The 21,870-nt window shown below is 66.1% G+C and carries 22 protein-coding genes; 8 read left to right on the plus strand and 14 right to left on the minus strand.

The window, feature by feature from the left end; translation table 11 throughout:
* Window positions 1-6: 6 nt before the first annotated feature.
* Genes ACTDXD_RS04515 through ACTDXD_RS04530 form a run of 4 tightly spaced genes read right to left on the minus strand, consistent with a single transcriptional unit; the run spans window position 7 to window position 3,366 of the window.
* Entirely contained in the window at window positions 7-612 is a 606-nt protein-coding gene (locus ACTDXD_RS04515) for a response regulator (protein WP_440125984.1), read from the minus strand.
* On the minus strand, window positions 609-1,694 hold the full coding sequence (locus ACTDXD_RS04520) for a sensor histidine kinase (RefSeq protein WP_440125985.1): 1,086 nt from the start codon (window positions 1,692-1,694) through the stop codon (window positions 609-611). The genes ACTDXD_RS04515 and ACTDXD_RS04520 overlap by 4 nt, the downstream gene beginning before the upstream one ends.
* On the minus strand, window positions 1,691-2,452 hold the full coding sequence (locus ACTDXD_RS04525) for an ABC transporter permease (protein ID WP_440125986.1): 762 nt from the start codon (window positions 2,450-2,452) through the stop codon (window positions 1,691-1,693). Before ACTDXD_RS04525 ends, ACTDXD_RS04520 begins: the two co-directional genes overlap by 4 nt.
* Complete coding sequence (locus ACTDXD_RS04530) at window positions 2,449-3,366, minus strand: ABC transporter ATP-binding protein (RefSeq protein WP_440127534.1); 918 nt, start codon at window positions 3,364-3,366, stop codon at window positions 2,449-2,451. Before ACTDXD_RS04530 ends, ACTDXD_RS04525 begins: the two co-directional genes overlap by 4 nt.
* Window positions 3,367-3,434: 68 nt before the next feature.
* Between ACTDXD_RS04530 and ACTDXD_RS04535 the strand changes: the two genes are divergently transcribed.
* The 3 genes from ACTDXD_RS04535 to ACTDXD_RS04545 all read left to right on the plus strand — a co-directional run bounded on the left by ACTDXD_RS04535 (window position 3,435) and on the right by ACTDXD_RS04545 (window position 5,232).
* Window positions 3,435-3,881 (plus strand): DegT/DnrJ/EryC1/StrS family aminotransferase, encoded by a 447-nt coding sequence (locus ACTDXD_RS04535; protein WP_440125987.1) that lies wholly within the window; start codon window positions 3,435-3,437, stop codon window positions 3,879-3,881.
* Window positions 3,882-4,100: 219 nt separating this feature from the next.
* Complete coding sequence (locus ACTDXD_RS04540) at window positions 4,101-4,598, plus strand: hypothetical protein (RefSeq protein WP_440125988.1); 498 nt, start codon at window positions 4,101-4,103, stop codon at window positions 4,596-4,598.
* Window positions 4,591-5,232: an RES family NAD+ phosphorylase gene (locus tag ACTDXD_RS04545; RefSeq protein ID WP_440125989.1), complete on the plus strand. Its 642-nt coding sequence runs from the start codon at window positions 4,591-4,593 to the stop codon at window positions 5,230-5,232. Before ACTDXD_RS04540 ends, ACTDXD_RS04545 begins: the two co-directional genes overlap by 8 nt.
* Before the next feature lie 206 nt (window positions 5,233-5,438).
* Here the strand turns inward: ACTDXD_RS04545 and ACTDXD_RS04550 are convergent, their stop codons facing one another.
* The 3 genes from ACTDXD_RS04550 to ACTDXD_RS04560 are packed head-to-tail and all read right to left on the minus strand — an operon-like array spanning window position 5,439 to window position 9,698.
* On the minus strand, window positions 5,439-6,611 hold the full coding sequence (locus ACTDXD_RS04550) for a CaiB/BaiF CoA transferase family protein (RefSeq protein WP_440125990.1): 1,173 nt from the start codon (window positions 6,609-6,611) through the stop codon (window positions 5,439-5,441).
* Complete coding sequence (locus tag ACTDXD_RS04555) at window positions 6,611-8,314, minus strand: acyl-CoA dehydrogenase family protein (protein ID WP_440125991.1); 1,704 nt, start codon at window positions 8,312-8,314, stop codon at window positions 6,611-6,613. Before ACTDXD_RS04555 ends, ACTDXD_RS04550 begins: the two co-directional genes overlap by 1 nt.
* 34 nt (window positions 8,315-8,348) lie before the next feature.
* Complete coding sequence (locus ACTDXD_RS04560; RefSeq protein WP_440125992.1) at window positions 8,349-9,698, minus strand: MFS transporter; 1,350 nt, start codon at window positions 9,696-9,698, stop codon at window positions 8,349-8,351.
* A 136-nt stretch (window positions 9,699-9,834) separates the two neighbouring features.
* Between ACTDXD_RS04560 and ACTDXD_RS04565 the strand changes: the two genes are divergently transcribed.
* On the plus strand, window positions 9,835-10,719 hold the full coding sequence (locus ACTDXD_RS04565; RefSeq protein WP_440125993.1) for a LysR substrate-binding domain-containing protein: 885 nt from the start codon (window positions 9,835-9,837) through the stop codon (window positions 10,717-10,719).
* 65 nt (window positions 10,720-10,784) lie between these two features.
* Window positions 10,785-11,570, plus strand: a complete 786-nt coding sequence (locus ACTDXD_RS04570) for an enoyl-CoA hydratase (protein WP_440125994.1) — start codon at window positions 10,785-10,787, stop codon at window positions 11,568-11,570.
* A gap of 30 nt (window positions 11,571-11,600) precedes the next feature.
* Here the strand turns inward: ACTDXD_RS04570 and ACTDXD_RS04575 are convergent, their stop codons facing one another.
* From ACTDXD_RS04575 to ACTDXD_RS04585, 3 genes are all read right to left on the minus strand, one after another.
* A complete protein-coding gene (locus ACTDXD_RS04575; RefSeq protein ID WP_440125995.1) occupies window positions 11,601-12,164 on the minus strand; it encodes a TetR/AcrR family transcriptional regulator in 564 nt (187 codons plus the stop codon).
* A complete protein-coding gene (locus ACTDXD_RS04580) occupies window positions 12,151-13,674 on the minus strand; it encodes an MFS transporter (protein WP_440125996.1) in 1,524 nt (507 codons plus the stop codon). The genes ACTDXD_RS04575 and ACTDXD_RS04580 overlap by 14 nt, the downstream gene beginning before the upstream one ends.
* A gap of 78 nt (window positions 13,675-13,752) precedes the next feature.
* On the minus strand, window positions 13,753-14,979 hold the full coding sequence (locus ACTDXD_RS04585) for an amidohydrolase (protein ID WP_440127535.1): 1,227 nt from the start codon (window positions 14,977-14,979) through the stop codon (window positions 13,753-13,755).
* Between the two features lie 84 nt (window positions 14,980-15,063).
* Between ACTDXD_RS04585 and ACTDXD_RS04590 the strand changes: the two genes are divergently transcribed.
* On the plus strand, window positions 15,064-15,270 hold the full coding sequence (locus ACTDXD_RS04590) for a hypothetical protein (protein ID WP_440125997.1): 207 nt from the start codon (window positions 15,064-15,066) through the stop codon (window positions 15,268-15,270).
* A 94-nt stretch (window positions 15,271-15,364) separates the two neighbouring features.
* Here the strand turns inward: ACTDXD_RS04590 and pcaDC are convergent, their stop codons facing one another.
* From pcaDC to ACTDXD_RS04605, 3 genes are read right to left on the minus strand one after another with little or no spacing between them, the layout of a single operon-like run.
* On the minus strand, window positions 15,365-16,519 hold the full coding sequence (pcaDC, locus tag ACTDXD_RS04595; RefSeq protein WP_440125998.1) for a bifunctional 3-oxoadipate enol-lactonase/4-carboxymuconolactone decarboxylase PcaDC: 1,155 nt from the start codon (window positions 16,517-16,519) through the stop codon (window positions 15,365-15,367).
* Window positions 16,516-17,841 carry a lyase family protein gene (locus ACTDXD_RS04600; RefSeq protein WP_440125999.1) on the minus strand — a complete coding sequence of 442 codons (1,326 nt, stop codon included), beginning with the start codon at window positions 17,839-17,841 and terminating at the stop codon, window positions 16,516-16,518. Before ACTDXD_RS04600 ends, pcaDC begins: the two co-directional genes overlap by 4 nt.
* 56 nt (window positions 17,842-17,897) lie before the next feature.
* Window positions 17,898-18,818 (minus strand): LysR substrate-binding domain-containing protein, encoded by a 921-nt coding sequence (locus tag ACTDXD_RS04605; protein ID WP_440126000.1) that lies wholly within the window; start codon window positions 18,816-18,818, stop codon window positions 17,898-17,900.
* 99 nt (window positions 18,819-18,917) lie between these two features.
* Between ACTDXD_RS04605 and pcaH the strand changes: the two genes are divergently transcribed.
* Together pcaH and pcaG are read left to right on the plus strand one after the other, a co-directional pair.
* Window positions 18,918-19,649 carry a protocatechuate 3,4-dioxygenase subunit beta gene (gene pcaH / locus ACTDXD_RS04610; protein WP_054719276.1) on the plus strand — a complete coding sequence of 244 codons (732 nt, stop codon included), beginning with the start codon at window positions 18,918-18,920 and terminating at the stop codon, window positions 19,647-19,649.
* A gap of 9 nt (window positions 19,650-19,658) precedes the next feature.
* Window positions 19,659-20,315 carry a protocatechuate 3,4-dioxygenase subunit alpha gene (pcaG, locus tag ACTDXD_RS04615; protein ID WP_440126001.1) on the plus strand — a complete coding sequence of 219 codons (657 nt, stop codon included), beginning with the start codon at window positions 19,659-19,661 and terminating at the stop codon, window positions 20,313-20,315.
* A 10-nt stretch (window positions 20,316-20,325) separates the two neighbouring features.
* On the opposite strand, the gene ACTDXD_RS04620 is transcribed toward pcaG, so the two are convergent.
* Window positions 20,326-21,786 carry a DHA2 family efflux MFS transporter permease subunit gene (locus ACTDXD_RS04620; protein ID WP_440126002.1) on the minus strand — a complete coding sequence of 487 codons (1,461 nt, stop codon included), beginning with the start codon at window positions 21,784-21,786 and terminating at the stop codon, window positions 20,326-20,328.
* Window positions 21,787-21,870 lie beyond the last annotated feature (84 nt).

Raw genomic sequence — 21,870 nt, forward strand, 5'->3', positions numbered from 1 at the left:
TCACGCTCAGATCCACCCGTTCTGCTGGGCTCGCCGTGCCGCTTCGACCCTCGTCGTCGTCCCCGTCTTCCCGATCGCCGACGACAGGTAGTTGCGCACCGTCCCCTGCGACAGGTGCACAGCTGAGGCGATCGCGGCGACGGGCACACCGTCCAATGCCGCGCGCAGCACGTCGCGTTCGCGGTCGGTGAGGGGGTTGTTGCCACCGGCGATGGACTCGGCGGCCAGCGCCGGATCCACGACACGTTCGCCTCGCCGAACTCGCCTCACCGCTTCGGCGAGTTCGGCGGCGGGCGTGTCTTTGACGACGAACCCCGACGCACCCGCTTCGAGGGCAGAGCGAAGGTAACCGGGTCTGCCGAAGGTGGTGACGATCAGCGACCGCACGTCGGGTAGTTCGCGGGCGAGTTCCCCGGCCGCCGTGATCCCGTCGAGCCCCGGCATTTCGATGTCGAGCAGGCACACTTCGGCGTTGCTCGACCGTGCTGCGGCGATGACCTCGTCGCCTCTGCCTACTTCGGCGACGACCTCGATGTCCCCTTCGAGTCCGAGCAGGGCTGCCAACGCGCCGCGCACGAGTGCCTGGTCGTCGGCCAACAACACGCGAATCATCCGAACTCCACTTTCAGCTCTGTGCCTGCCCCCGCGGGTCCTGTACCGACGGTGAACTTCCCGCCTGCCGATCGGACTCGATCGCGTAGACCTCGCAGGCCGTTGCCCTCGCGAATGCCGTCGGTGCCCACACCGTCGTCGGTGACGCGCAACGAATGTCCGTCGAGGTCTATCTTGCAGTGATACGCGTTGCTGTGCCGCACCACATTGGTGACCGCTTCTCGCAGCACCCAGCCGAGCACAAGGCGATAGCGGGGGTCGACGACGGAGGCGTCGCCGCGTATTTCGACGTCGATCCCGGCGTCGCCGAGTGCGGTGCCTGCGCGGTCGAGTTCGTCGCCGAGCCGCGCGACACGCAGCCCTGTGACCGTGGCCCGCACTTCACCGAGGGCTTCGCGGGTGAGGGAACGGATCGCAGCGAGCTCCGCTTTCGCTCGTTGCGGGTCGACGTCGACGAGTCGTTCGGCCAGTTCGGCTTTCACGGTGACTGCGGTGAGGCTGTGGCCGAGGACGTCGTGCACGTCGCGGGCGACGCGGTCGCGTTCGTCGGCGATCACGAGTTCGTTGCGCAGTGCGTTGTATTCGTCGTCGCGGTCGCCGACTGCGCGGATCACCGCGGTGATCCCACCCACCAGCACGACGATCAACGTATAGAAGAAGTCGTCACGAAGGGTGCCGTTCCACCACGGCACCAGCAGGCATACAGCGGCGACGACAGCGAGGACGATCATCCTCGGCACGAACGTCAGCGTGAACATCGCGAAGGACACGACGAAAGCACCCATACCCAGTGCGGCCGTACCGATGTGCAGGCTCACAGCGCAGATCAGCAGCACCAGTAGCGGTAAGTGGATGGCCGCGATACGGGCCGGGGGTGCCTTCTCGGTATAGAGCGAACGGAAGCCGTGGATGTACACGATCGCGAATGCGGCGATGCCCGCACTGCCGAGCGTCCTGCCGAGGGCCGATCCTGTGGTCACCACCTCGGACAGGGGGTAGATCAGGAACAGTAGCCACACGGTGGCCATGAACCATCCGAACCGAGCCCACGGGTCCTCGTCCGTTCGTCCGCTTTCGGTCACTGCCGGCCCCGCCCTCGTTTCACCAGGTAGGTCGAGAGAACCACGAAGATCACCGCCCACACCGACAAGTTGAGCGCCGGTACCCACAGCGGTTCGGCAGGTAGGGGGTTGCCGTTGCTGTCGATCAGGACGCCCTCGGTCAGAGGGTACCGGGCGAGCGCCACGTAGCCGTAGAGCGGCGTGAACTTCGCGATGGCGAGCATGGTGCCGGAGAGCGGAATGAAGATGTTGCCGAGGAATGCGAGAACCACCAGGCTGCCGCTCGCGGCGCCGACAGCGGCCTCCGATCGGAATGCGAGGCCGAACATCAGGCCGTACACGGAGAACACGGCGGCACCGACTAGCACGGCGATCGAACTCAGGATCCAGGCCTTCCACTCCCCCGATGCTCCCGTGAACACACCCAGGATGAAGATCAGTGCGATGGGAATGGCGGCGAACACCAGCGCGACGGTCGCTTTCATCGCGACGAATCCCGCATCCGTCAGTGGCGTCAGACCGAGTTGACGTCCCCACCCCTGCATGCGTTCGACGGCGGCCATCCCGCCGATGCCGGTGGTCGCGGTGACCGCGCCGTATGCGGCCATCGAGATCATGATGTACATGGCGACGTTGCCGTGGCCGGCCGATTCGGACGAATACGACTGCGATGCACCGAAGATGATGTAGAAGAAGGCGGGCAGGATCGCGATGAAGAAGACGCTCACGTAATCACGGAACTTGCGGCGCAATTCGAGGCGGATGAACGTAGTTGTCATGCGGGCACCTTCTCGGTGAGTGTGAGGAACGCGGTTTCGAGCGAACCACCGGTGATTTCGAGGTTGGTGGCACCGAGGTCGACAAGGAGCGTGCGGGCCACCCCGTCGGAATCCGTTGCCCTGATTTCGATCCGGTTGCCCATCACGGAGATACCCGCGACACCGGGGTGCGACGCCAACACCGCGCGCACGTCGTCTTCGCGTCCGTGGGCGATGTCGGCGGAGACGATCCGTCCGGTCGCGAGCGCACGGATCTCGGAGGTCGGGCCATCGGCGACGACGCGCCCCCCGGCGACCATCACGATGCGATCCGCGAACGAGTCGGCCTCTTCGAGGTAGTGGGTGGCGAAGACAACGGTGCGTCCTCGGTCGGCCTCGGCGTGCATCGTCGTCCAGAAGTCGCGGCGCGCTCCGACGTCCATCCCCGCGGTCGGTTCGTCGAGGACGATCAGGTCGGGGTCGGGTAGCAGGGCGAGGGCAAAACGCAATCGTTGCTGTTCACCGCCCGAGCACTTCGACACCATGCGGCCCGAAAGTGTCGCGACCCCGGCCCGCTCGAGGACCTCGTCGACGTCGCGGTGCTCGGGGAAGGTGGAGGCGATCATCTGCACGGTCTCGCGGACGGTGAGGTCGCGCAACAGCCCTCCGGTCTGGAGTACCGCAGAGACTTGGCCTGCGGCGATGGCGTGCCGTGGCGGTTTCCCGAAGACCGACACCACTCCGGCGGTGGGTTCGGTGAAGCCCAGCACCATGTCGAGGGTGGTGGTCTTGCCCGCGCCGTTCGGGCCGAGCAGCGCGACGACTTCGCCGCGCTGCACGGTCAGGTCGAGGTGGTCGACGGCGCGTACTTCGTCGCCGCCACGGGGCCGGAAACTCTTGACGACGCCGCGCAGCTCGATGGCTGCGCCATCCATGTTGTCCATGATCAGGAGTCTGCTGCGTCGCGGGGTGCGCCGCGATCCCCGCCTGTCACAAGATCACGATGACAAATGTCAGACGGGACGCGCGGTACGAGCGCCCCTCATCCGGACACAACTCCCGCCTCCGCGAGGTGCAAGCGGACATCCTGGGGCACAAGCTGACCCGCCTCGACCATTACACTGCGGGCCGCAACGCCGTCGCCCGACGCCATGAAGGGCTGCTGTCCGACCTCGAGCAACCCGGAGGGTTCCGACTGCCGGGCACCAGCCCGAACAACACCCACACAGCGACGCCGTCATCGAGGCCATGCGCAAAGTCGACATCGAATCGAACATCAGCTACCCGTGGCCGGTGCACACCGAGCGGATTCCGGCATCTCGGCTACCACGAAGGCGACCTCCGCGCGCCCCCGCGCCCGCGGCGGCGATCACAGTGCTTCCCACCGGCGCCCGCACTGCGCCTGCCGGCAGCGGTCCAGGTACCCGGCAAGGTCAGGTGGGCTCAATGACAGTGGGAGCTCTTTCCGCGCGCTGCCACTGCCCGATCAATCTACAGTAGACTTCTATATAGAATCGTGTTCAGGGCACCCGTCCGGGCACCGAGGAGGGACATGGCACACAAGACCTCAGGCTCGAGCTACCAGCCAGATCCACAACCACAACGCAGCAGCACAAGCGACCACGAATTCATCGCCCGGATGCGAGCCGAGCTGTACAGGAGACCAAGCATGCGCCTGATCGCCGACAGGGTCACCCGCATCATGCTCGCCGGACGGATCGATCGAGACGACCCGATCCTCGAACTCATCGAATCGGACGACATCCTCGACGAAAAGACAGTCCTGGGCGACGCCGTCGAACACATCCTGTCGTTCCCGCACCTGTCCGCCAAAGAGGTCGCAAACCAGTACAACAAGAACTGGACCAACCCCAGCGATGCGCTACGCAAACTCAGCGCCAAAGGCGAAGTCATCGGACTCAAACGGGCCGGGAAGTTCCGGTATCCGGAGTTTCAGTTCTCGCAGTCCGACGAGGCGAATCAGGTAGCGCGGAAAGGCAACGTGGATCTCGGTGCCCGAGATGACCCGTGGGGTGTCGCGTCATGGTGGCTCTCACCCAACCCGTCGGCCGAAGACCGCAAGTCTCCAGCCCAACTTCTGAACGAGGGATCGCTCGACGCCGTGCGCGCGTTGCTGGATGCCGAGATCGCGGACGACATTGCCTAACCGCCCACCACCGGCATCAGTCACCGCGCACATCGGGTCGCTCACCGCCGGAACCACGCTCTGGCGTATCCACTCCGGCGACCCGAACCGGGGAGCCCTGACCCTGAATCCGACCCCGGCGGGAGCGGGAGGCGGACGGTTCGACTCGTCCGACGGGTCGTACCACTACAGCTATTTCGGGGAGGACATCTCCACGTGTATAGCGGAGACCTACTGCCGGTCGCTGCCGTTGGATGATCACGTTCCCAGAATCCTGAGGAAGGCCAAGCTGGCCGGTCGAGTCCTGTCCCAGGTCACCGTCACCGACGATGTCCCGGTCGCACTGCTGCACGGCTCTCATCTGGCAGCGATCGGCCAAGACACCTGGCCGACGAAATGCGACCCCGTCGACTACCGGACCACCCGAGACTGGGCAGCATCCATCCTGCGCGGGACCGACGGCGTGCTCGGCATCAAGTACCGGGCACGCAATGACGAGGACAAGTTCTCCGTCATCATGACAATCACATCCCATGCAGGCGTGAGGCTGCATGACCTGATGACCGTGTCCCGGGGCCCGATCACGCTCGATGACCGCGCCGGGACGGAGTTGATCAGATCCCACCTCGCGGCATACAACGCAACACTCATCTGAGCGTCCACATCTATCTCCCACTGTCCGCAATCGACGTTGGGCGGCGAAGATGCCCCCTGAAAAGCCGACCACCAGCACAGCATTGCCACTGCCTATCAACGAGACCACCACAGACCACCTAAATGCACGAGGCAGCGAGCTGATCAGGGCACATAGGGATCTTCCTGCACATGGCGACGCTACCGACACCCGAATCAGGACAAATGTCAGACGGGGGCGGTCCGATACCTCTCCAGCACGTCGTCGGTGTGCTCACCGTGCGCCGGCGGCGCCGAACGCAGCGGTGGACGCGCTCCCCCGAAGTTGACGGGGAAGGCGATCTGCTCGAGCGGGCCCGAGGGGTGCTCGACGGTGCCGATCATGCCGATCGCGGCGGTGTGCGGGTCGTCGTAGATCTCGTCGAGGTGTCGTATCGGCGAGACCGGCACCGCGTGTTCCTCGAGTACCCGGCACCAGTACTCGACGGTATTCGCGGCGAATGCCTCGGTGAGCACCTGCTCGAGTTCGTCGCGGTGCTCGATGCGGTCTCGGTTGCGGTGGAACCGCGGGTCGATCGCAAGTTCTGCGCGACCCATCGCCCGGCACAGGGCATCCCACAATCCGTCGTTGCCGACGGCGACGACGAAATAGCCATCGCTGGCCGGATATGCCTGGTACGGGGCAAGATTGGGATGCGCGGAGCCGAGGGCATGCGGGCGCTGTTTCGTCGCGAAGTAGTTGGTCGCCCAGTTGACGTGCATCGCGAGCTGGCATTCGAACAGCGATGTGGTGACGTACTGGCCACGTCCCGTCCGGCTCCGTTCGACCAGGGCCGCGAGCACGCCGATCACACCGAACAGGGCTGCGCCGAGGTCACCCATCGCGTAACCGGACTTCATGGGTGCGCCACCCGGCTCGCCGGTCAACGACATCAGCCCGCCTGCGGCCTGCGCGACCATGTCGTAGCCCGGCTGGTCCGCCAAAGGTCCTTCGTCGCCGAACGCCGAGATGTGCAGGACGACGAGATGCGGGTGCCGTTCCGACAGTGCGCGATAGTCGAAGATCTTCTGCAGTCCGCTGCCCGGTTTGAAGTTCTCCACGACGACGTCGGCGTCCTCGAGCATCCGGTGGACGATCCGCTGCCCTTCCTCCGATTTCAGGTCGAGGGTCACCGACTTCTTGCCGCGGTTGACCGCGAGATAGTAGGTGGCGTCGTCCCCGACGAAAGGGGGGCCCCACGTGCGTGTGGGGTCGCCGCCGTCGGGATGCTCCACTTTGGTCACGTCGGCGCCGAGGTCGGCGAACGACATCGTTGCGTACGGTCCGGCCAGGATCTTGGACAGATCGACCACTTTGACTCCGGCGAGGGGCGCCGGTCCGGTGACGGGATTCTCGGTCATCAGCGTGCTCCTGCAAGTGAGTCCGTCGCCGCGGCGTGCGCAACGGATGGGTCGATGTCGGTGCCGTCGACGACGGCATCGAGGTGTGCCAGCGCGACGGCATTCGGTTCGCCGGCAAGGCCGCTGAGATAGGCGTTCGCCACCAGCAGCGACCGGTATCCGCGACCACGCGCGATGCGGTCGGACGCGAGGTCGACGAGCAGGGTGGCCATCACGGTGCGCGCGAGATCGTCCGTGTAGGTGGCGCAGAGGGTTTGAGCGCGCACGTCGTCGCTCGCGAGCAGTTCCTCCCCCTTGGCTTCGAGCGCATCCCACCGTTCCCACAGTTCCGCGACGGCGGGTGCGCAGTCGCCTCCCGCGGATTCTAGGATCGCGCGCATCGCTACCGCCAGGACTCGGTGTGCACCGTTCTTGCGCATGGAGCGCAGGACGTCGAGGGCGATGACGTTGCTCGAGCCCTCCCAGATGGACCCGAGGTGCGAGTCGCGGACGAGCCGCGCGAACACCCTGTCCTCGATGTACCCGTTGCCGCCGCGGATCTCCATCGCCTCGCCGGTGACAGTGCGCGCACGCTTGCATATGTAGTGCTTCGCGACGGGGGTGAGGATCCGGACGATGCTGCGTGCAGCGTCGTCACCGCGGTCGGCACGGTCGAGGGTGGCTCCGCTGTAGGCGACGAGTGCGAGTGCTGCCTCGGCGTCGAGTGCGAGCGGCAGCAGTGTCGCGCGCATGAGTGGCTGGTCGAACAGGGTCTTGCCGAACACTTCCCGAACCCGGGTGTGTTCGACCGCGTCCCGCAGCGCGCGGCGCATGAGCGCGCTGGAACGCATCGCGTTGGAGAGCCTGGAGGTGTTGAGCATCTCGGTCATCTGACGGAAACCGCGGTCGAGTTCGCCGACCTGCAGGGCGTATGCGCCGTGCAGCGTGACTTCACCGCTGGGCATCGAGCGGGTGCCGAGTTTGTCCTTGAGGCGGTCGATCGTGTAGGAGTTCCGCGTTCCGTCGGGAAGTCGCTTGGGCACCATGAACATTCCCACGCCGCGCGTGGAGTTCTCGGTGCCGCCGGGGAACCGAGCGAGCGTGACGATGACGTCGGCGTCCGGGTTGGAGGCGAACCATTTACGGCCCGTGAGGCGCCACGCCGTGCCGTCGCGCTCGGCGCGGGTCTCGGTCTGCGCGATATCGGTTCCGGCCTGCGTCTCGGTCATGAACATCGCGCCGGTCAGCGCCGCGTCCGGGTCGGTGGAGGTCAGTCCGTCGATGTAGGGCCCGAACACGTCGGGATCACCGAACATGCGCAGCGTGCGGGCAGCGGCATCGGTCATCGACACCGGGCATGCGAGCCCGAACTCGGCCTGCACGAACAGGTAGGACGCGAGGTACTTGACGAGATGCGGGGGCACGTCCGTCCAGCCGTGAACAGGGCGATGCGAGAGCGCAGAGAGTCCGTACTCCGAGTACGCGGCGCGGCACAGTTCCAGATAGGCGGGGTGGTAGTCGATGGTGTCGATGCGCTCGCCGTCGCAGTCGTATTGGCGAAGTGTCGGGGGGTGCGCATTGGCGGTGGCGGCGAGTGCATCGAGTCGCTGTGCGGCGTCGGCGCCGAGGCGGTCGAGGAGACGCTCGGTGAGTTCACGGTCGGGTTCGTCGATCCACCGGTCGAGCACTGCCCGGAGTGCGGGATCCTCGTGTGCGTAGTTCATCGTCGTCCTTTCGGCAGTGTGTTCTCGGCGGAAGTCAGTGGGTGGCAGCGGGTGCGCGGGCGGGCGCGGGGTCCGCAGGTTCGGCGTCGGCACCGGACGCGGTGGCCGATCGGCGCAGGAGCGCTGTCATGCAGACCAGCGAGAGCAGAACGTATCCGAGCCCGAGTCCGACGACCGGCCAGATCGTTCCGGTGCGATTGAGCAGGAACTGGCTGACCATCGGAGCTGTACCCGCGAAGATTGCCGTCGACAGCTGGTACGACAGCGAGATTCCCGTGTAACGGATGTGAGTGGGGAACACCTGCGCGAGGATGCCCGCCAGCGCCGCGTAGTACATCGCGTGCGGCGCCGTTGCGAGGACCATGCCGATGATCGCCCAGGTGAGCGAGCCGGTCTGGATGAGCACGAACATCAGCGGCAGGACGACGAGCTCGGGGATCAACATCCACAGCACTGCTCGACGCACATCGATCCGGGTGGCGAGGATGGCGCCGAACGGCTGCACGATGACCTGCGCGACCAGCGCGAGGGTGATGACGAGCAGAAGGTCGCCCCGGTCGAATCCGAGATCCGTCGTGGCCCAGGCCAGCGCGAAGGTCGTCTTGACGTAGGTGATCGCGACACCGGCGACCACCGCACCGACTCCGAGCAGCAAGACCGTCTTGTGCGTGCTGAGCACCTCGGCCAGCGGAAGACGCTTCTTCTCCTGGGACTCGACTGCCGCCTTCATCTCGGGGGTTTCCTGGATCCGCAGCCGGATGTAGAGGGCCACGACCACCAGTGCGGCGGAGGCAACGAACGGGATCCGCCAACCCCAGCCTTCGAATGCGGCATCGGACATCGCGGTCAGGCCGAGGAAGGCCACTGTCGCAAGGAGATTGCCCACAGGTGATCCTTGCTGCGCGAACGCGCCGTAGAGCACCTTCTTGCGTGGTGGAGCGAATTCCGTGGCGATGAGGACGGCACCTCCCCATTCCCCGCCCATCGCGATGCCCTGCAACACGCGCAACAGGACCAGGAGAATGGGCGCCCAGATACCGATCTGGGCGTAGGTCGGCAGCAGGCCCACGCCGACAGTGCCGATGCCCATGATCGCGAGGGTGGTGATGACGGCGTTCTTGCGTCCGAACTTGTCGCCGAAGTGGCCGAAGACGACGCCGCCGAGTGGTCGTGCGATGAATCCGACCGCGAAGGTCGCGAATGCGGCCAGCGTGCCGATTGCCGGGGAGACATCGGGGAAGAACAGCTTGCCCAGCACCAGCGCGGACGCCGTGCCGTAGATGTAGAAGTCGAACCACTCGATCGTGGTGCCGACGAAGGCGGTCACGCCGGCTCGGCGCGCAGCTTTTGTGTCGTGCGCGGTGTGCTCTGGGGTTGGATTCACGATGCACTCCGAGGCGTGTCGTGCGGGCCATGTCCGCGAATGAATGAGGCGTGTATCACTATCGACGGACGATCGTGTAAAGTCCAAGACCTAATTCGACATGATTATGTTGATATTCCACTGAGTTGAGGGCGACATGGAATTCCGTCAGCTGCAGGCGTTCCTCGCGGTTGCCGAGGAACTGCATTTCGGACGCGCCGCGGAACGACTGCACATCGCACAGTCGCCGCTGAGCCAGATGATCCGCACCCTCGAACGAGAGCTCGGCGCCCGATTGTTCGAGCGCACCACCAGATCGGTGCAGCTCACCGCCGCGGGCACCGCATTATTGGCCCCCGCGCGGGTAATCGCAGCACAGCTCCAGGTGGCACGCGCGGTAGTGCGATCGACCGCGGCCGGAGAGACCGGCGTGGTCAGCGCCGGATTCGGCGGCGCGAGCGGTTACGCCGTGCTGTCCGAACTGACCCGGGCGCTCGCGGATCGCCATCCCGGCATCGAACTCGATCTGCGTCCGCAGACCTATTCGGGTGAGGTGCTCGATCTCGTCGCCCAGGGCCTGCTCGACATGGGCATCGTCGGTCTCCCCGTCCCCGGTGACTTCGCCACCGAGACCGTGCGACACGAATCCCTGATGGTCGCGGTACCGGCCGGGCATCGACTCACCGACCGCGACACTCTCGAACCCGGCGATCTCGCAGGTGAGCGGCTGGTGGTCTATCCCGCAGCGCACGGCTCACTCGTGCGCGACGCCACCTTCACCGTGTGCGCCTCAGCGGGATTCGCACCGACCATCGCTCGTGAAGCCCCCGACCCGTACAGCCTCCTGGCCCTCGTCGGCGCGGGGGTGGGGATCGCCGTCGTCGTGTCGTCGACCGCGCACATCACCGTCGACGGCGTGCAGTACATCCCGCTCGACGGCGGCCCGGTACTTCCGATCGCGCTCGCGTGGCGACGCGACAACATCGCTCCCGCACTCCACCGGGTATTGGAGGTGCTGCGCGGACTGCCCCGGCCCCGATAGCGCCGAACGTCTCCGGTCGGGTAGACAGAGGTCAAGTCGCAGCACGAGAGCACTGAGGAGAAGTTGTGTCGGAATCGATCCTGCTCGTCGAACAACGCGGTCCCGTCCGCGTTCTCACGTTCAACCGACCGCAGCAACGCAATGCGCTCAGCTCGGCGCTCATCGACACCCTGCGCGCGGAACTCGCCGCAGCGGACGCCGACGACCGGACAAGCGTCGTCATCCTCACCGGCTCCGACCCCGCCTTCTGCGCGGGCCTCGACCTACAAGAACTCGGATCGGGCGGCAACACGCTCCTGAAGGTGGAGGACGACGACGTTCCCGTCGGGCATCCCTGGGCGCCCCTGACGAAGCCGGTGATCGGTGCGATCAACGGCGCCGCCATCACCGGCGGCCTCGAACTCGCGCTCGCCTGCGACATTCTCATCGCCTCGAAGCGGGCACGATTCGCCGACACCCATGCCCGCGTCGGTGTACTCCCGGGCTGGGGCCTGACGTCACGCCTGCCCGCCGCGGTGGGTCGCGGGTTCGCCCGGCGCATGAGCCTGTCCGGAAATTTCGTCGGCGCCGAAGAAGCTCTGCGCGTGGGGCTGGTCACCGAAGTAGTTGAGCACGACGCCCTCCTCGACACCGCCCTCGAACTCGCCACGACGATCGCTGGCAACGATCAGCCCGGTGTCCGCACCCTGCTCGCGTCGTACCGCCGGGCCGAAGAGCACCTCGTCGACCCCGCCCTGCGGGTCGAGAACGCAACATCGCGGGCGTGGTTGGAGAGCTTCACGCCCGACCGTGTCGCGGATCGGCGTGCAGACGTCATCGGGCGGGGACGCTCGCAGAACGTCGCTCGCTGAAGCTCGCAACCTGGCTCCGATTCCGCACGTTCAGGGCTCGTCTGTGAGCGCCAGCAGTTCCGCACGCGCGAGAGCGAGGTCGTCGCTGGACAGATACGGGCTCGCCGCGGCGATGGCCAGTCCTTCCGCAGCCGCTCGGATGACCAATACACGTGGCCACGGCAAGCCGTCGGCAGCGAATGCGGCGTCCCACTTCTCGGCATCACGCCCATACAGCGCTTCGACCTCGGCGGAACTCCCGAGCGTCGCGATCAACGTCCCAGGATTGAAGATGTCCATGAGGTAGTCGCTGCCGCCGGTGAGTGCACGCACATAGCCTCGGGTGAATTTGCCGGACTTGTTCTCCGACAACTCGATGTGGGCGTGCACCTCCTCCCACATGCGCACGATGCCGTGTTCGATCACGCCGTAGACGAGGGCATCCCGATTCGGGAAGTGGTGCATCAACCCGCTCTTGGTCACCCCCGCGGCAGCAGCGATATCGGCGAGACTTACCTTCGACCCACGCTCGGAGAACATCTGCTCGGCAGCGTCGAGGATCGCTCGGCGGGTCCGTTCCTTGTCTCGGGTGACCACCTGATCAGTGCGCTTCATGGGTCCCTACTGTCGCACCCCGCGGAGAAGGGATCACACGCCAGGCCACCACGGCCGACACCGCAAGGATCACCGCGGCGACGAAAGACGTGGTCTGCACCGCTGTCGCGAACGCGGACCGGGCATGGTCGACCACGATCGGGTCGAGGACGGTCGCGACAGTCGAAACCAGCGAATCTTCGGCGGTCGCCGCGTCGGACGGGTCGGTGCCTGCGGGCAGATCCAGATGCGACCGGTACATCGCCAGATGAACGGATCCGAGCACCGCGATCCCCAAGGCTCCGCCGAGCTCGTAAGCGGTCTCCGCGATCGAGGATGCGGCCCCGGCACGTTCCGCGGGCACCGCGGAGACCACGGCGTCGGTCGACAGTGTCATCGCGATACCGACACCGAGGCCGAGGAGGACCAGCGAGATACCGAGGCCCCAATAGCTGGACATCGAAACGGTCAGGCCGAGCCCGGCGAGGCTGATCGCCCCCGCCCCGAGCCCGAGCCCGATCGCGCGACCGGTTCCCATACGTGCCACGAGTGCACCGACAAACAGAATGACGATCATCGATGCGATCGTCGACGGCAATTCGGCAAGGCCGGCCTTCAGCGGACCGTATTCGCGGACGAGCTGCAGATATTGCGAGAAGAAGTACAGCAGCCCGAGGAACGCGAAGATGGCCATGCCGTTCGCAGCCACCGCGCCCGAGAATGCGGGCATCCGGAACAGTGAGAGGTCGAGCAGCGGATTCGGCAGTCGCATCTGCCTGCGCACGAAGAAATATCCCATGATCAGCCCGAACACCGCGGTGACCGGAACACTCCAGTCCAGTCCACTACCGGCCCAGTGTTTGACGGCGTACACCACCGGAACGATGGCGAGGATCGACAACAATGCGGAGAGCACGTCGATCGTCTGAGCGGAGCTACCGCGCGACTCGGTCAGCAGGATCGGCCCGGCGACCAGCACGATCACCATCACCGGCACATTGATCAGGAACACCGAACCCCACCAGAAGTTCTCGAGCAGGACACCGCCGACGAGCGGACCGATCGCGGCGCCTCCGGTGGCGCCCATCGCCCAGATGGCGATCGCCGTCGTGCGTTGTTTCGCGTCGAGGAATGTGGCACGAATGATCGCCAGCGTCGACGGCATCAGCGTCGCGCCTGCCACGCCCAGCAGAACGCGTGCAGCAATGAGGGTTTCGGGGTTGGGTGCGAACGCCGCGATGACGGATGCGACACCGAACCCTGCAGCACCGATGAGCAGCAACCGTTTGCGACCGATGCGATCGGCCAGGTTGCCCATCGTGATGAGCAGACCTGCCAGCACGAACGAGTAGATGTCGCCGATCCACAGCAATTGCGTCGAACTGGGGTCGATGTCGGCGGCCATCGACGGCACGGCCAGGTAGAGCACTGTGTTGTCGACCGCAATCAACACCACGACGAGGACGAGGACGGTCAGGGCCGACCATTCGCGACGTCCGGCGCGGGAAGGAAGAGTCTGTTCTTCGGTCACGCACACCACTGTAACAATCCATATGGACGGTTGTAGAATCCGGAAGGGTGGTAGTGGGGGGTTCGCGTCGGCACTCGGCTATGTCGTCGGCAACCAGGTTCGTGCTGCGGTGACCAAGGCCGTGACCCCGATCGTCATCGTCGGTTCGATGACCGGCGCATAGTGCGGCGAGTGGTTCGAGGGCACCTGGAGCAGCGCGGGATCCGCCATGTCGCCCGTAGTGAACAGTGACGGGTCGGCTCCGCCGAGTAGCCAATATGCCAGGGGCACACCCGCACTCGTGGCGAGCACTCCGACGTCCTCGCTGCCCGCGCCCGCTCCCGGGTCGAGGATCTTGTCTTCCCCCAACCACGTAGCGAAGGCATCCAACGTTTTGTTCAGGGCGGAAGGATCGTTCGTGACCACCGGGAACCGCTCGATCGAGGTAATCTCAGGTTCTTCCGGGGCTCCCGCTGTCGCAGATTCACCGCGAACAATACGGTCGACGCTGTCGAGGATCTTTTGCCGTACCCCCGCGTCGTAGCTGCGGATGTTCAGTTGGAGCTCCGCCTCACCGGGAATGACATTGGCCGCATTTCCGGCATGAACGGAGCCGACCGTGAGCACTGCAGTCGCCGTGCTCGGGATCTCACGCGAGATGATCGTCTGCAGACGCAGGACCACCTCGGCCGCTATGACAATGGGGTCGATGGATGCCTCCGGCATCGACCCGTGGGCCCCTCTACCCACGACCCGCACGCGCAGCGAATCCGACCCCGCATACGAAAGCCCCGGGTGTCCGGCAATCTTCCCTGCGGGAAGCGGCGCCACGTGTTGACCCAGGACCACATCCGGCTTGGGGAACCTGACGAACAGCCCGTCGTCGACCATTGCCTGGGCCCCCGCGCCCAGCTCTTCGGCCGGCTGGAAGACGAGCAGCAGAGTGCCTGACCAGCTCGCAGTGTCGGTGGAGAGAATCTGCGCTGCGCCGAGTAGGCACGTCGTGTGCATGTCGTGGCCACAGGCATGTGCAACCGGTGTCGACTCGCCGTGCTCGTCGACGGCGGTAGCGGTACTGGCGTAGTCGAGACCGGTTTCCTCCTTGACGGGGAGGGCGTCCATGTCGGCCCGAAGCAGCACGGTCGGGCCGGCGCCGTTCTTCAACACCCCGACAACTCCGGTCTTCCCGACACCGGTGGTGACGTCGAACCCGAGAGCACTCAATCGCTCGGCCACGATCGCAGCAGTGCGATGTTCTTGGAACCCGAGTTCCGGATGTCTGTGAAGGTCCTTGTACAGGTCGATCAGAACACGATCGGTTGTCATGTCGTCGGAGCTGGTCACGATTCGGTCCTTCGGTCGAGGTGAACTCGGACGCTCTCCAGTATTTCCGGGTCCGGGATTCGGCGTGTGGGTATCGGCGGTCGAGTTGTTCCGTCGCAGGCCGATGAGTTCTGTGGTCGAGTCGGGTCTCGCGCAGCAGCGGAGGTCGCGCGGCGGCTGGGCGTCGAGCTCACCATGTTTCCCGGCGGCCACGCCGGGTTCACGGCCGACGGATACGGCACCCCCGGTGACCCGGAAGGCTTTGCCGCGGTGTTGCGGGAGTTGCTCGGCTGAGGCTCGCACCCTTTATCTCAGGCTCGCAACGTTAATGGTCGACCATCGGCGTTGCGAGCCTCACCTTTGCGTTGCGTGCTTCACGGTCACGACGTCAGCCCTCGAGGTCGGCCAACGCTTGCTTCCCCATGGCAAAGGCGCGGTTGCTGTTCGGCACACCCGCGTAGACGGCGGTGTGGAGGAAGACCTCGATGAGCTCGTCGGGATCCACGCCAGCACGCAGCGCGGCACGAATGTGCATGTCGAGCTCGTGCTCGTTCCCCACTGCGGTGAGGATCGCGAGGGTGAGCAGCCGTCGGGTGTGGTGATCGAGGCCGGGTCGTGCCCAGATATCGCCCCAGGCGGTGCGGGTGATGAAGTCCTGGAACGGCTGTGTGAACGCGGTGGCCTGCGCCATCGCACGGTCCACATGCGCATTCCCGAGCACCGAACGTCGCATCCGCATACCCACCTCGACCGCTGCCGAACGATACGCACCCACCTGCTCCGAACCGGTGATGTGCGCACGGATCAGCGCCGTCACGCGACCTGCCTGCTCGACGTTCACCAGATGGGCGCCCGGGTCGAGGATGTGGAAGTCGGCGTCGGCGATACCGTCGGCAAGTTCACGCATGACCGCGGGCGGGGTCGCCGGATCCTGGGCACCCGCGATCACAAGCGTCGGTGCGACGATTCGCGCGAGGTCGGCGCGTCCGTCGAACTCGGCGAGCGCCTCACAACACCCGGCGTATCCGTCGTTCGATGTCGCCGACACCATCGCGACGTGTCGCTGGACCAGATCCGGGTCGCGCTCCGCCAGCTCGGCCGTGAACCAACGCCCGACGATTTGCTCGGCGATCGACCCCACTCCGTCCGTGCGGACCGTCGCCGCGCGGTCACGCCACTGCTGCGATGGTTCGAACGCGGCGGCCGTGCACAGCAGGGTCAGCGACCGCACGCGCTCCGGGCGGTGGGCGGCGAGCCATTGGCCCACGGCACCACCCAACGACAGGCCGACGACGTGCACCGCGCCGGCACCCAGCTCGTCGAGCAACGCCAGCACATCCCCCGCGAGTTCCGCGACCGTGTAAGCGCCTGCGACAGGATCGGATTCACCGTGTCCGGGATGGTCGACCGCGATGACGTCGGCGATCGGCGACAGCGCCACGATCTGCGGCGACCACATCCGCCGGTCGGAACCGAGCGATCCCAGCAGCAGCACCGAAGGGGCCGCAGGATCACCATGTCGTTCATAGGCGAGTGAAGTCATGACCGTCCTTCGTGTCGGGCCAGGGCACGGTCGACGACATCGGCGGCGTGCCCGAGATAGCGGGTGGGATCGAGAAGTTCGGCCAGTTCGCCGGCCGACAGGTGCGCGGTGATGCGCGGGTCTGCGTCGAGCGGGATTCCGGAGGCGGCGGCGTCGGTGACGACAGCTCGTGCATCGTCGACGTGTCGCGACAGTGCGCTCACCACTTTCTCGGCGAGCACCGCTCCCCCGGTGAGCCCGAGGTTGCGATCAAGGGCGTCGACATGCACGCGCAGTCCACCGAGGCACACGGAAAGTCTTTGTGCAGCGCCGCCGGTCAGGCGCAGCAGGTCGGTCACTGCTTCCCACTCCGCATGCCACGCCCCTGCGGCGCGAGCGAATTCGTGATCGGCCGACGACAATACGGTCGCGACCAGCCCGGGCGCACGACGTGCAGCTGCCCGCGCCGCAACGGCCGCCACGGGATTTCGCTTGTGCGGCATGGCCGATGAACCACCGGGCGATCCTTCGGATACCTCACCGACCTCGGTCATGGCCATGAGCACCACATCGGTCGCGGGTTTCGACACCGCGCCTGCCGCAACACCGAGCGCCGCTGCCAGTCGCATCACCGGAGTGCGCACCGTATGCCAAGGAACAACGGCGCGCGCGAGTCCGAGCCGGTCGGCGAGGTCGTCGGCGAAGTACATGCCGTCGGGTGCGACAGCGGCGAGCGTGCCTGCGGCGCCACCGTACTGCACGGGCAGCGCCGACAGTGCGCGGTCGAGTTCGGTGTGGGCGTCGTCGAGTCCGGTGAGCCACCCGGCGGCGAGGGCGCCGAATGTGGTGGGCAGGGCTTGCTGGCCGAGGGTGCGCGCGATCATGGGTGTCGCGCGGTGCGCTCGTGCAAGATCAGCGGCCGCGTCGGCAGCGGCAGCGAGGTGGTCGAGGATGCGTCGTCCGGCACGACGCGCGAGGAGTACCAGCGCGGTGTCCATGACGTCCTGGCTGGTTGCACCGACGTGGACGGCAGTCGCGGGGGCATCGGCGCGATCGCGGAGCAGCTTCACGAGCGGGATGACGGGATTCCCGCCCGCCGCGGCGAGAGCACCGAGCTCGGCGGGGTCGAGGTCGCGGGCGAGTTCGGCGGCGACGACGGCCACGGCAGCGGCGTCCGCTTCGGTCGCACGCCCGATCCCGACGGCGCCCGCGGTGATCGCGGCCTCGACTTCGAGCAGAGCTCCGATCCACGCGCGGTCCGACACCTCGGGTGCCATGTCGTCGGCCCCGAAGACGGGATCGAACAACGGCCCGCGGGTGGATTCCTGGTGGGGGTGTGACATCGGAGACCTCGGGATCGGTTCGGGTGCGCTCGGAAAAGCTGTGCCAGAACGTGGTTTCACGTACTGACTGTTCGATGGCCGGCTCGGCGCAACAGCGCAGCAACGTCGTCGACGATAGCGGACGTCGCCGCAGCCGAGCGGATGACACCGATCGTTTCGGCCGTGCCGACGGTGTCGACGGGAAGCCGAATGAGCCGCCCATCGGCGATGTCCCGCTCGGGGACACGCTCGGGAACGGCCCATACGGCATCGGATTCGCGCACGTACGCGGCGGCGACCGTGACGTCGATGGTCTCGACGGTGCCCGGTGGCAATTCCAGGCCGTGCCTGCGCAGGAGCACGTCGGCGTGGTGTCGCGGAACGGTGCCTGCAGCCCCGACGATCAGCGGGTATTCGCACATCGCGGGGAACGTTGCCCGCGTGCCCTCCAGCGGATGACCGGGGCGGACCACGAATGCGAGCGCCTCGGCATAGAGCAGCTCGAACGACAGGCCGACCATGGTCTCGGGGTCGCTCATCCGCCCGATCATCACGTCCACGTCACCCGCGCGCAGCGCCGCGAGCAGTTCGGTGTTGGTGGCGGTGCGCAGGCGGACGTCGAGTTCGGGGTGTTGCACGCGCAGCTCTCCGAGCACCCCGGGGAGCAGCACCGACGCCGCCGACGGCAACGTCCCGATACGCACGGCGGTGTGCTCGGATTCGCCGGCGCCCGCCAATCCCGCGACCGCGGTGTCGAAGGCCTGGACGACGCGTTCGGCGTGGTCGAGGAACCGTTCACCCGCGGCGGTCGGGACGGCGCCGTGACGGCCTCTGTCCAGCAGTTTCATCCCGGCGAGCAGCTCGAGTTCGTTGATGGTCTTGGTGACGGCGGGCTGGCTCAAATGCAGGCGTTCAGCGGCACGACCGACGTGGCGTTCGTGCGCTACCGCGACGAAGCAGGTCAGGTGCCGTAACCGGACACGGCCGTGAAGATCCATCACCTCAAGTTATGCAACTCGACCCGAATCGTCAATTTACATGAGCGTTCGGCGCACATAGCGTAGATGCAACCCACAGCCCACGACAGGAGCGGCTCCATGAGCATCGCTGGAAGAAGCGCCTACGGCGAGTTCGTCGAGCGCGACCACACGCAGCATCCCCCGGCGCTCACGCCGGGTTACCGCACGTCGGTCCTGCGTTCGCCGCGCAATGCGCTCATCTCACCGCGGAACACGGTGTCGGAGAAGACCGCTCCGCTGATCACCGCACGCGAACTCGGCGAACTCGACAACGACCTGATCCTCAACTTCGCGCACGGCGGTCTGCCGATCGGCGAGCGGATCATCATGCACGGCTATGTCCGCGACGAGTTCGGAAATCCCGTGAAGGGCGCGTTCGTCGAAGCATGGCAGGCCAACGCCGGTGGCCGCTACCGGCACAAGAAGGATTCGTACCATCTCGCGCCGATCGACCCGAACTTCGGCGGTTGCGGCCGGATGCTCACCGACGACAACGGCTACTACTTCTTCCGCACCATCAAGCCGGGCCCGTACCCGTGGGGCAACAGCACCAACGCGTGGCGTCCCGCGCACATCCACTTCTCGATCATGGGCGACGGCTGGGCGCAGCGCCTGATCACGCAGTCGTATTTCGAAGGCGACCCGCTGATCGAGCAGTGCCCCATCGCCGCGACCATCCCCTCCCGCGACCAGGTGCGCAGCCTGATCGCCCAGGCCGACACTGCGAACGACGCCCCGTTCGACGCCCGCGCCTACCGGTTCGACATCACGCTGCGTGGCCGCCGCGCCACCTTCTTCGAGAACGCATAGGGAGCCACCATGAACCAGCCGCTCACCCCGTTGCCCATGGTGCAGCGTCGCCCCGAGACCCCCTCGCAGACCGGCGGGCCGTACGTACACATCGGTCTTGCGCCGCAGCAGGCCGGATTCGACATCTTCGAGAACAACTTCGGCAACGTGCTCGTCACCGACGACACGCGCGGCGAGCGAATCACGCTCGAGGGACGCGTATTCGACGGTTCCGGAACCCCGGTCCGCGACGTGCTCATCGAGATCTGGCAGGCAAATGCCGACGGCAAGTACGCCCACCCCGGCGACACCCAGGACAAGGACGTCGATCCGTCGTTCCGCGGGTGGGGCCGCACCGGGGGTGACTTCGACACGGGCGTCTACACGTTCGAGACCGTCAAGCCCGGCCCCGTGCCCGGCAACAACGGCCACACCCAGGCCCCGCACGTGCTGATGGTGTTGTTCGCGCGCGGCATCAACGTCGGCCTGCACACCCGTCTCTACTTCGACGACGAGCCCGACGCCAACGCCGCAGACCCACTGCTGAGTTCGATCGAGTGGGAGGTCCGCCGCGATACGCTGATCGCCACGCGCAGCGAACGCGACGGAAAGCCCGTCTACACCTTGGATATCCGGTTGCAGGACACCCCGGACGGCGGACGCGAGACCGTCTTCCTCGACATCTGAACAGGCCCGCTTACTTCGCTTCGGCGAGCGTCGTCGCGGGCTTCCGGATGAAGAACGCCGCGACCACCGCCAGCAGCGACACGATGCCACCGCACAGGAACGCCGTGTGGATGCCGTCCTGGTTCGCAGCGAGCTCGCTGGCACCTTCGGATGCGGCGGACGTGGCGGTCACCGTCATCACGGTGATGAACAGCGCTGTACCGGCCGCACCCGCGAGCTGCTGGACGGTGTTGAAGATCGCGCTGCCGTACGAGTACAGCTCCGACGGCACCGATCCCAGCGACGACGTCATCAGCGGCGTCATCACCGATGCCAGACCGAGCATCAGCATCACGTGGACGCAGACGATCAGCGGCGTCGACGACTCCGCGTCGAGGAGCGTCATCAACCACAGCGACGCACTGACTACAGCGGCGCCCGGGATGACGAGGGGGCGCGCACCGATGCGGTCGTAGACGCGTCCGACGAACGGCGACAGCAGACCCATCGCCAGGCCGCCCGGGAGCAACAGCAGACCGGTCTCGAGGGTATCGAGACCGCGCACGTTCTGCAGGTACAGCGGCAGCAGGATCAAGGCGCCGAACATCGCCATCATGCTGACGACGACCATGCCCAGGCCGATGCTGAACACCGGGTAACCGAACGGACGCATGTCGAGCAGCGCGCGTCCGTCCTTCTGCCGCGACAGCTGGCGCAGCACGAAGACAGCCAACGCCACCACACCGACGACGAGCGGCACCCACACCGGGATGCTCGACTCCTCCGCCGAATGACCGATACTGCTCAGGCCGTAGACGATGCCGCCGAATGCGAAGACCGACAGGATGACCGACAGGACGTCGAGGGGGACCTTCTTGGTCTCGGTGAAGTTCTTGACCAGCACGACACCGATGGCGAACGCGATCAGTGCGATGGGCAGGACGATCCAGAACATCCAGCGCCAGTCGAGGGCGTCGAGGATGATCCCGGAGATGGTGGGGCCGATAGCGGGAGCCACGGAGATGACGATGGAGATGATGCCCATCATGCCGCCGCGCTTGTGGGCGGGCACCACGCGCAGCACCGTCGTCATCAGCAACGGAAGCATGATGGCGGTGCCTGCGGCCTGCGTCACGCGACCGGCGAGGAGCAGTTCGAATCCCGGTGCGGACGCTGCGAGCAGTGTGCCGAGGCTGAACACGCTCATCGACGCGATGAACACCTGGCGGAGCGTGAACCGCTCGAACAGATAGCCGGTGATCGGGATGACGACCGCCATGGTGAGCATGAAGCCGGTGGTGAGCCACTGGGCGGTGCTCGCGGTGATGTCGAGATCCACCATGAGCGGCGGCAGCGCGACGCTCATGATCGTCTCGTTGAGGATCATGACGAATGCCGCGACGACGAGGACACCGATCAGCACCTTGCTGCCCGGCTCCAGATCGCCCTCGCGACCGACGTCGGCCTGGTCTTCCAACTGAGGTGACTGCATATCCGATTGCTTCCTGAATGGGTATATCGATCGCGAATGCGACAACCGTGAAAGTCTCGCCCGGCTTGGAAGTGACTGTCAACT

The organism is Rhodococcus sp. SJ-3 (assembly GCF_051918125.1).
GTDB lineage: Bacteria > Actinomycetota > Actinomycetes > Mycobacteriales > Mycobacteriaceae > Rhodococcus.

Bases quoted from the DNA above. Each gene is read 5' to 3' on its own strand.
- ACTDXD_RS04515 (WP_440125984.1), bottom strand. From the start codon at position 612: ATGATTCGCGTGTTGTTGGCCGACGACCAGGCACTCGTGCGCGGCGCG.
- ACTDXD_RS04525 (WP_440125986.1), bottom strand. From the start codon at position 2,452: ATGACAACTACGTTCATCCGCCTCGAATTGCGCCGCAAGTTCCGTGAT.
- ACTDXD_RS04530 (WP_440127534.1), bottom strand. From the start codon at position 3,366: ATGGATGGCGCAGCCATCGAGCTGCGCGGCGTCGTCAAGAGTTTCCGG.
- ACTDXD_RS04535 (WP_440125987.1), top strand. From the start codon at position 3,435: ATGACAAATGTCAGACGGGACGCGCGGTACGAGCGCCCCTCATCCGGA.
- ACTDXD_RS04540 (WP_440125988.1), top strand. From the start codon at position 4,101: ATGCGCCTGATCGCCGACAGGGTCACCCGCATCATGCTCGCCGGACGG.
- ACTDXD_RS04550 (WP_440125990.1), bottom strand. From the start codon at position 6,611: ATGACCGAGAATCCCGTCACCGGACCGGCGCCCCTCGCCGGAGTCAAA.
- ACTDXD_RS04555 (WP_440125991.1), bottom strand. From the start codon at position 8,314: ATGAACTACGCACACGAGGATCCCGCACTCCGGGCAGTGCTCGACCGG.
- ACTDXD_RS04565 (WP_440125993.1), top strand. From the start codon at position 9,835: ATGGAATTCCGTCAGCTGCAGGCGTTCCTCGCGGTTGCCGAGGAACTG.
- ACTDXD_RS04575 (WP_440125995.1), bottom strand. From the start codon at position 12,164: ATGAAGCGCACTGATCAGGTGGTCACCCGAGACAAGGAACGGACCCGC.
- ACTDXD_RS04585 (WP_440127535.1), bottom strand. From the start codon at position 14,979: ATGACAACCGATCGTGTTCTGATCGACCTGTACAAGGACCTTCACAGA.
- pcaDC (WP_440125998.1), bottom strand. From the start codon at position 16,519: ATGACTTCACTCGCCTATGAACGACATGGTGATCCTGCGGCCCCTTCG.
- ACTDXD_RS04600 (WP_440125999.1), bottom strand. From the start codon at position 17,841: ATGTCACACCCCCACCAGGAATCCACCCGCGGGCCGTTGTTCGATCCC.
- ACTDXD_RS04605 (WP_440126000.1), bottom strand. From the start codon at position 18,818: ATGGATCTTCACGGCCGTGTCCGGTTACGGCACCTGACCTGCTTCGTC.
- pcaH (WP_054719276.1), top strand. From the start codon at position 18,918: ATGAGCATCGCTGGAAGAAGCGCCTACGGCGAGTTCGTCGAGCGCGAC.
- pcaG (WP_440126001.1), top strand. From the start codon at position 19,659: ATGAACCAGCCGCTCACCCCGTTGCCCATGGTGCAGCGTCGCCCCGAG.
- ACTDXD_RS04620 (WP_440126002.1), bottom strand. From the start codon at position 21,786: ATGCAGTCACCTCAGTTGGAAGACCAGGCCGACGTCGGTCGCGAGGGC.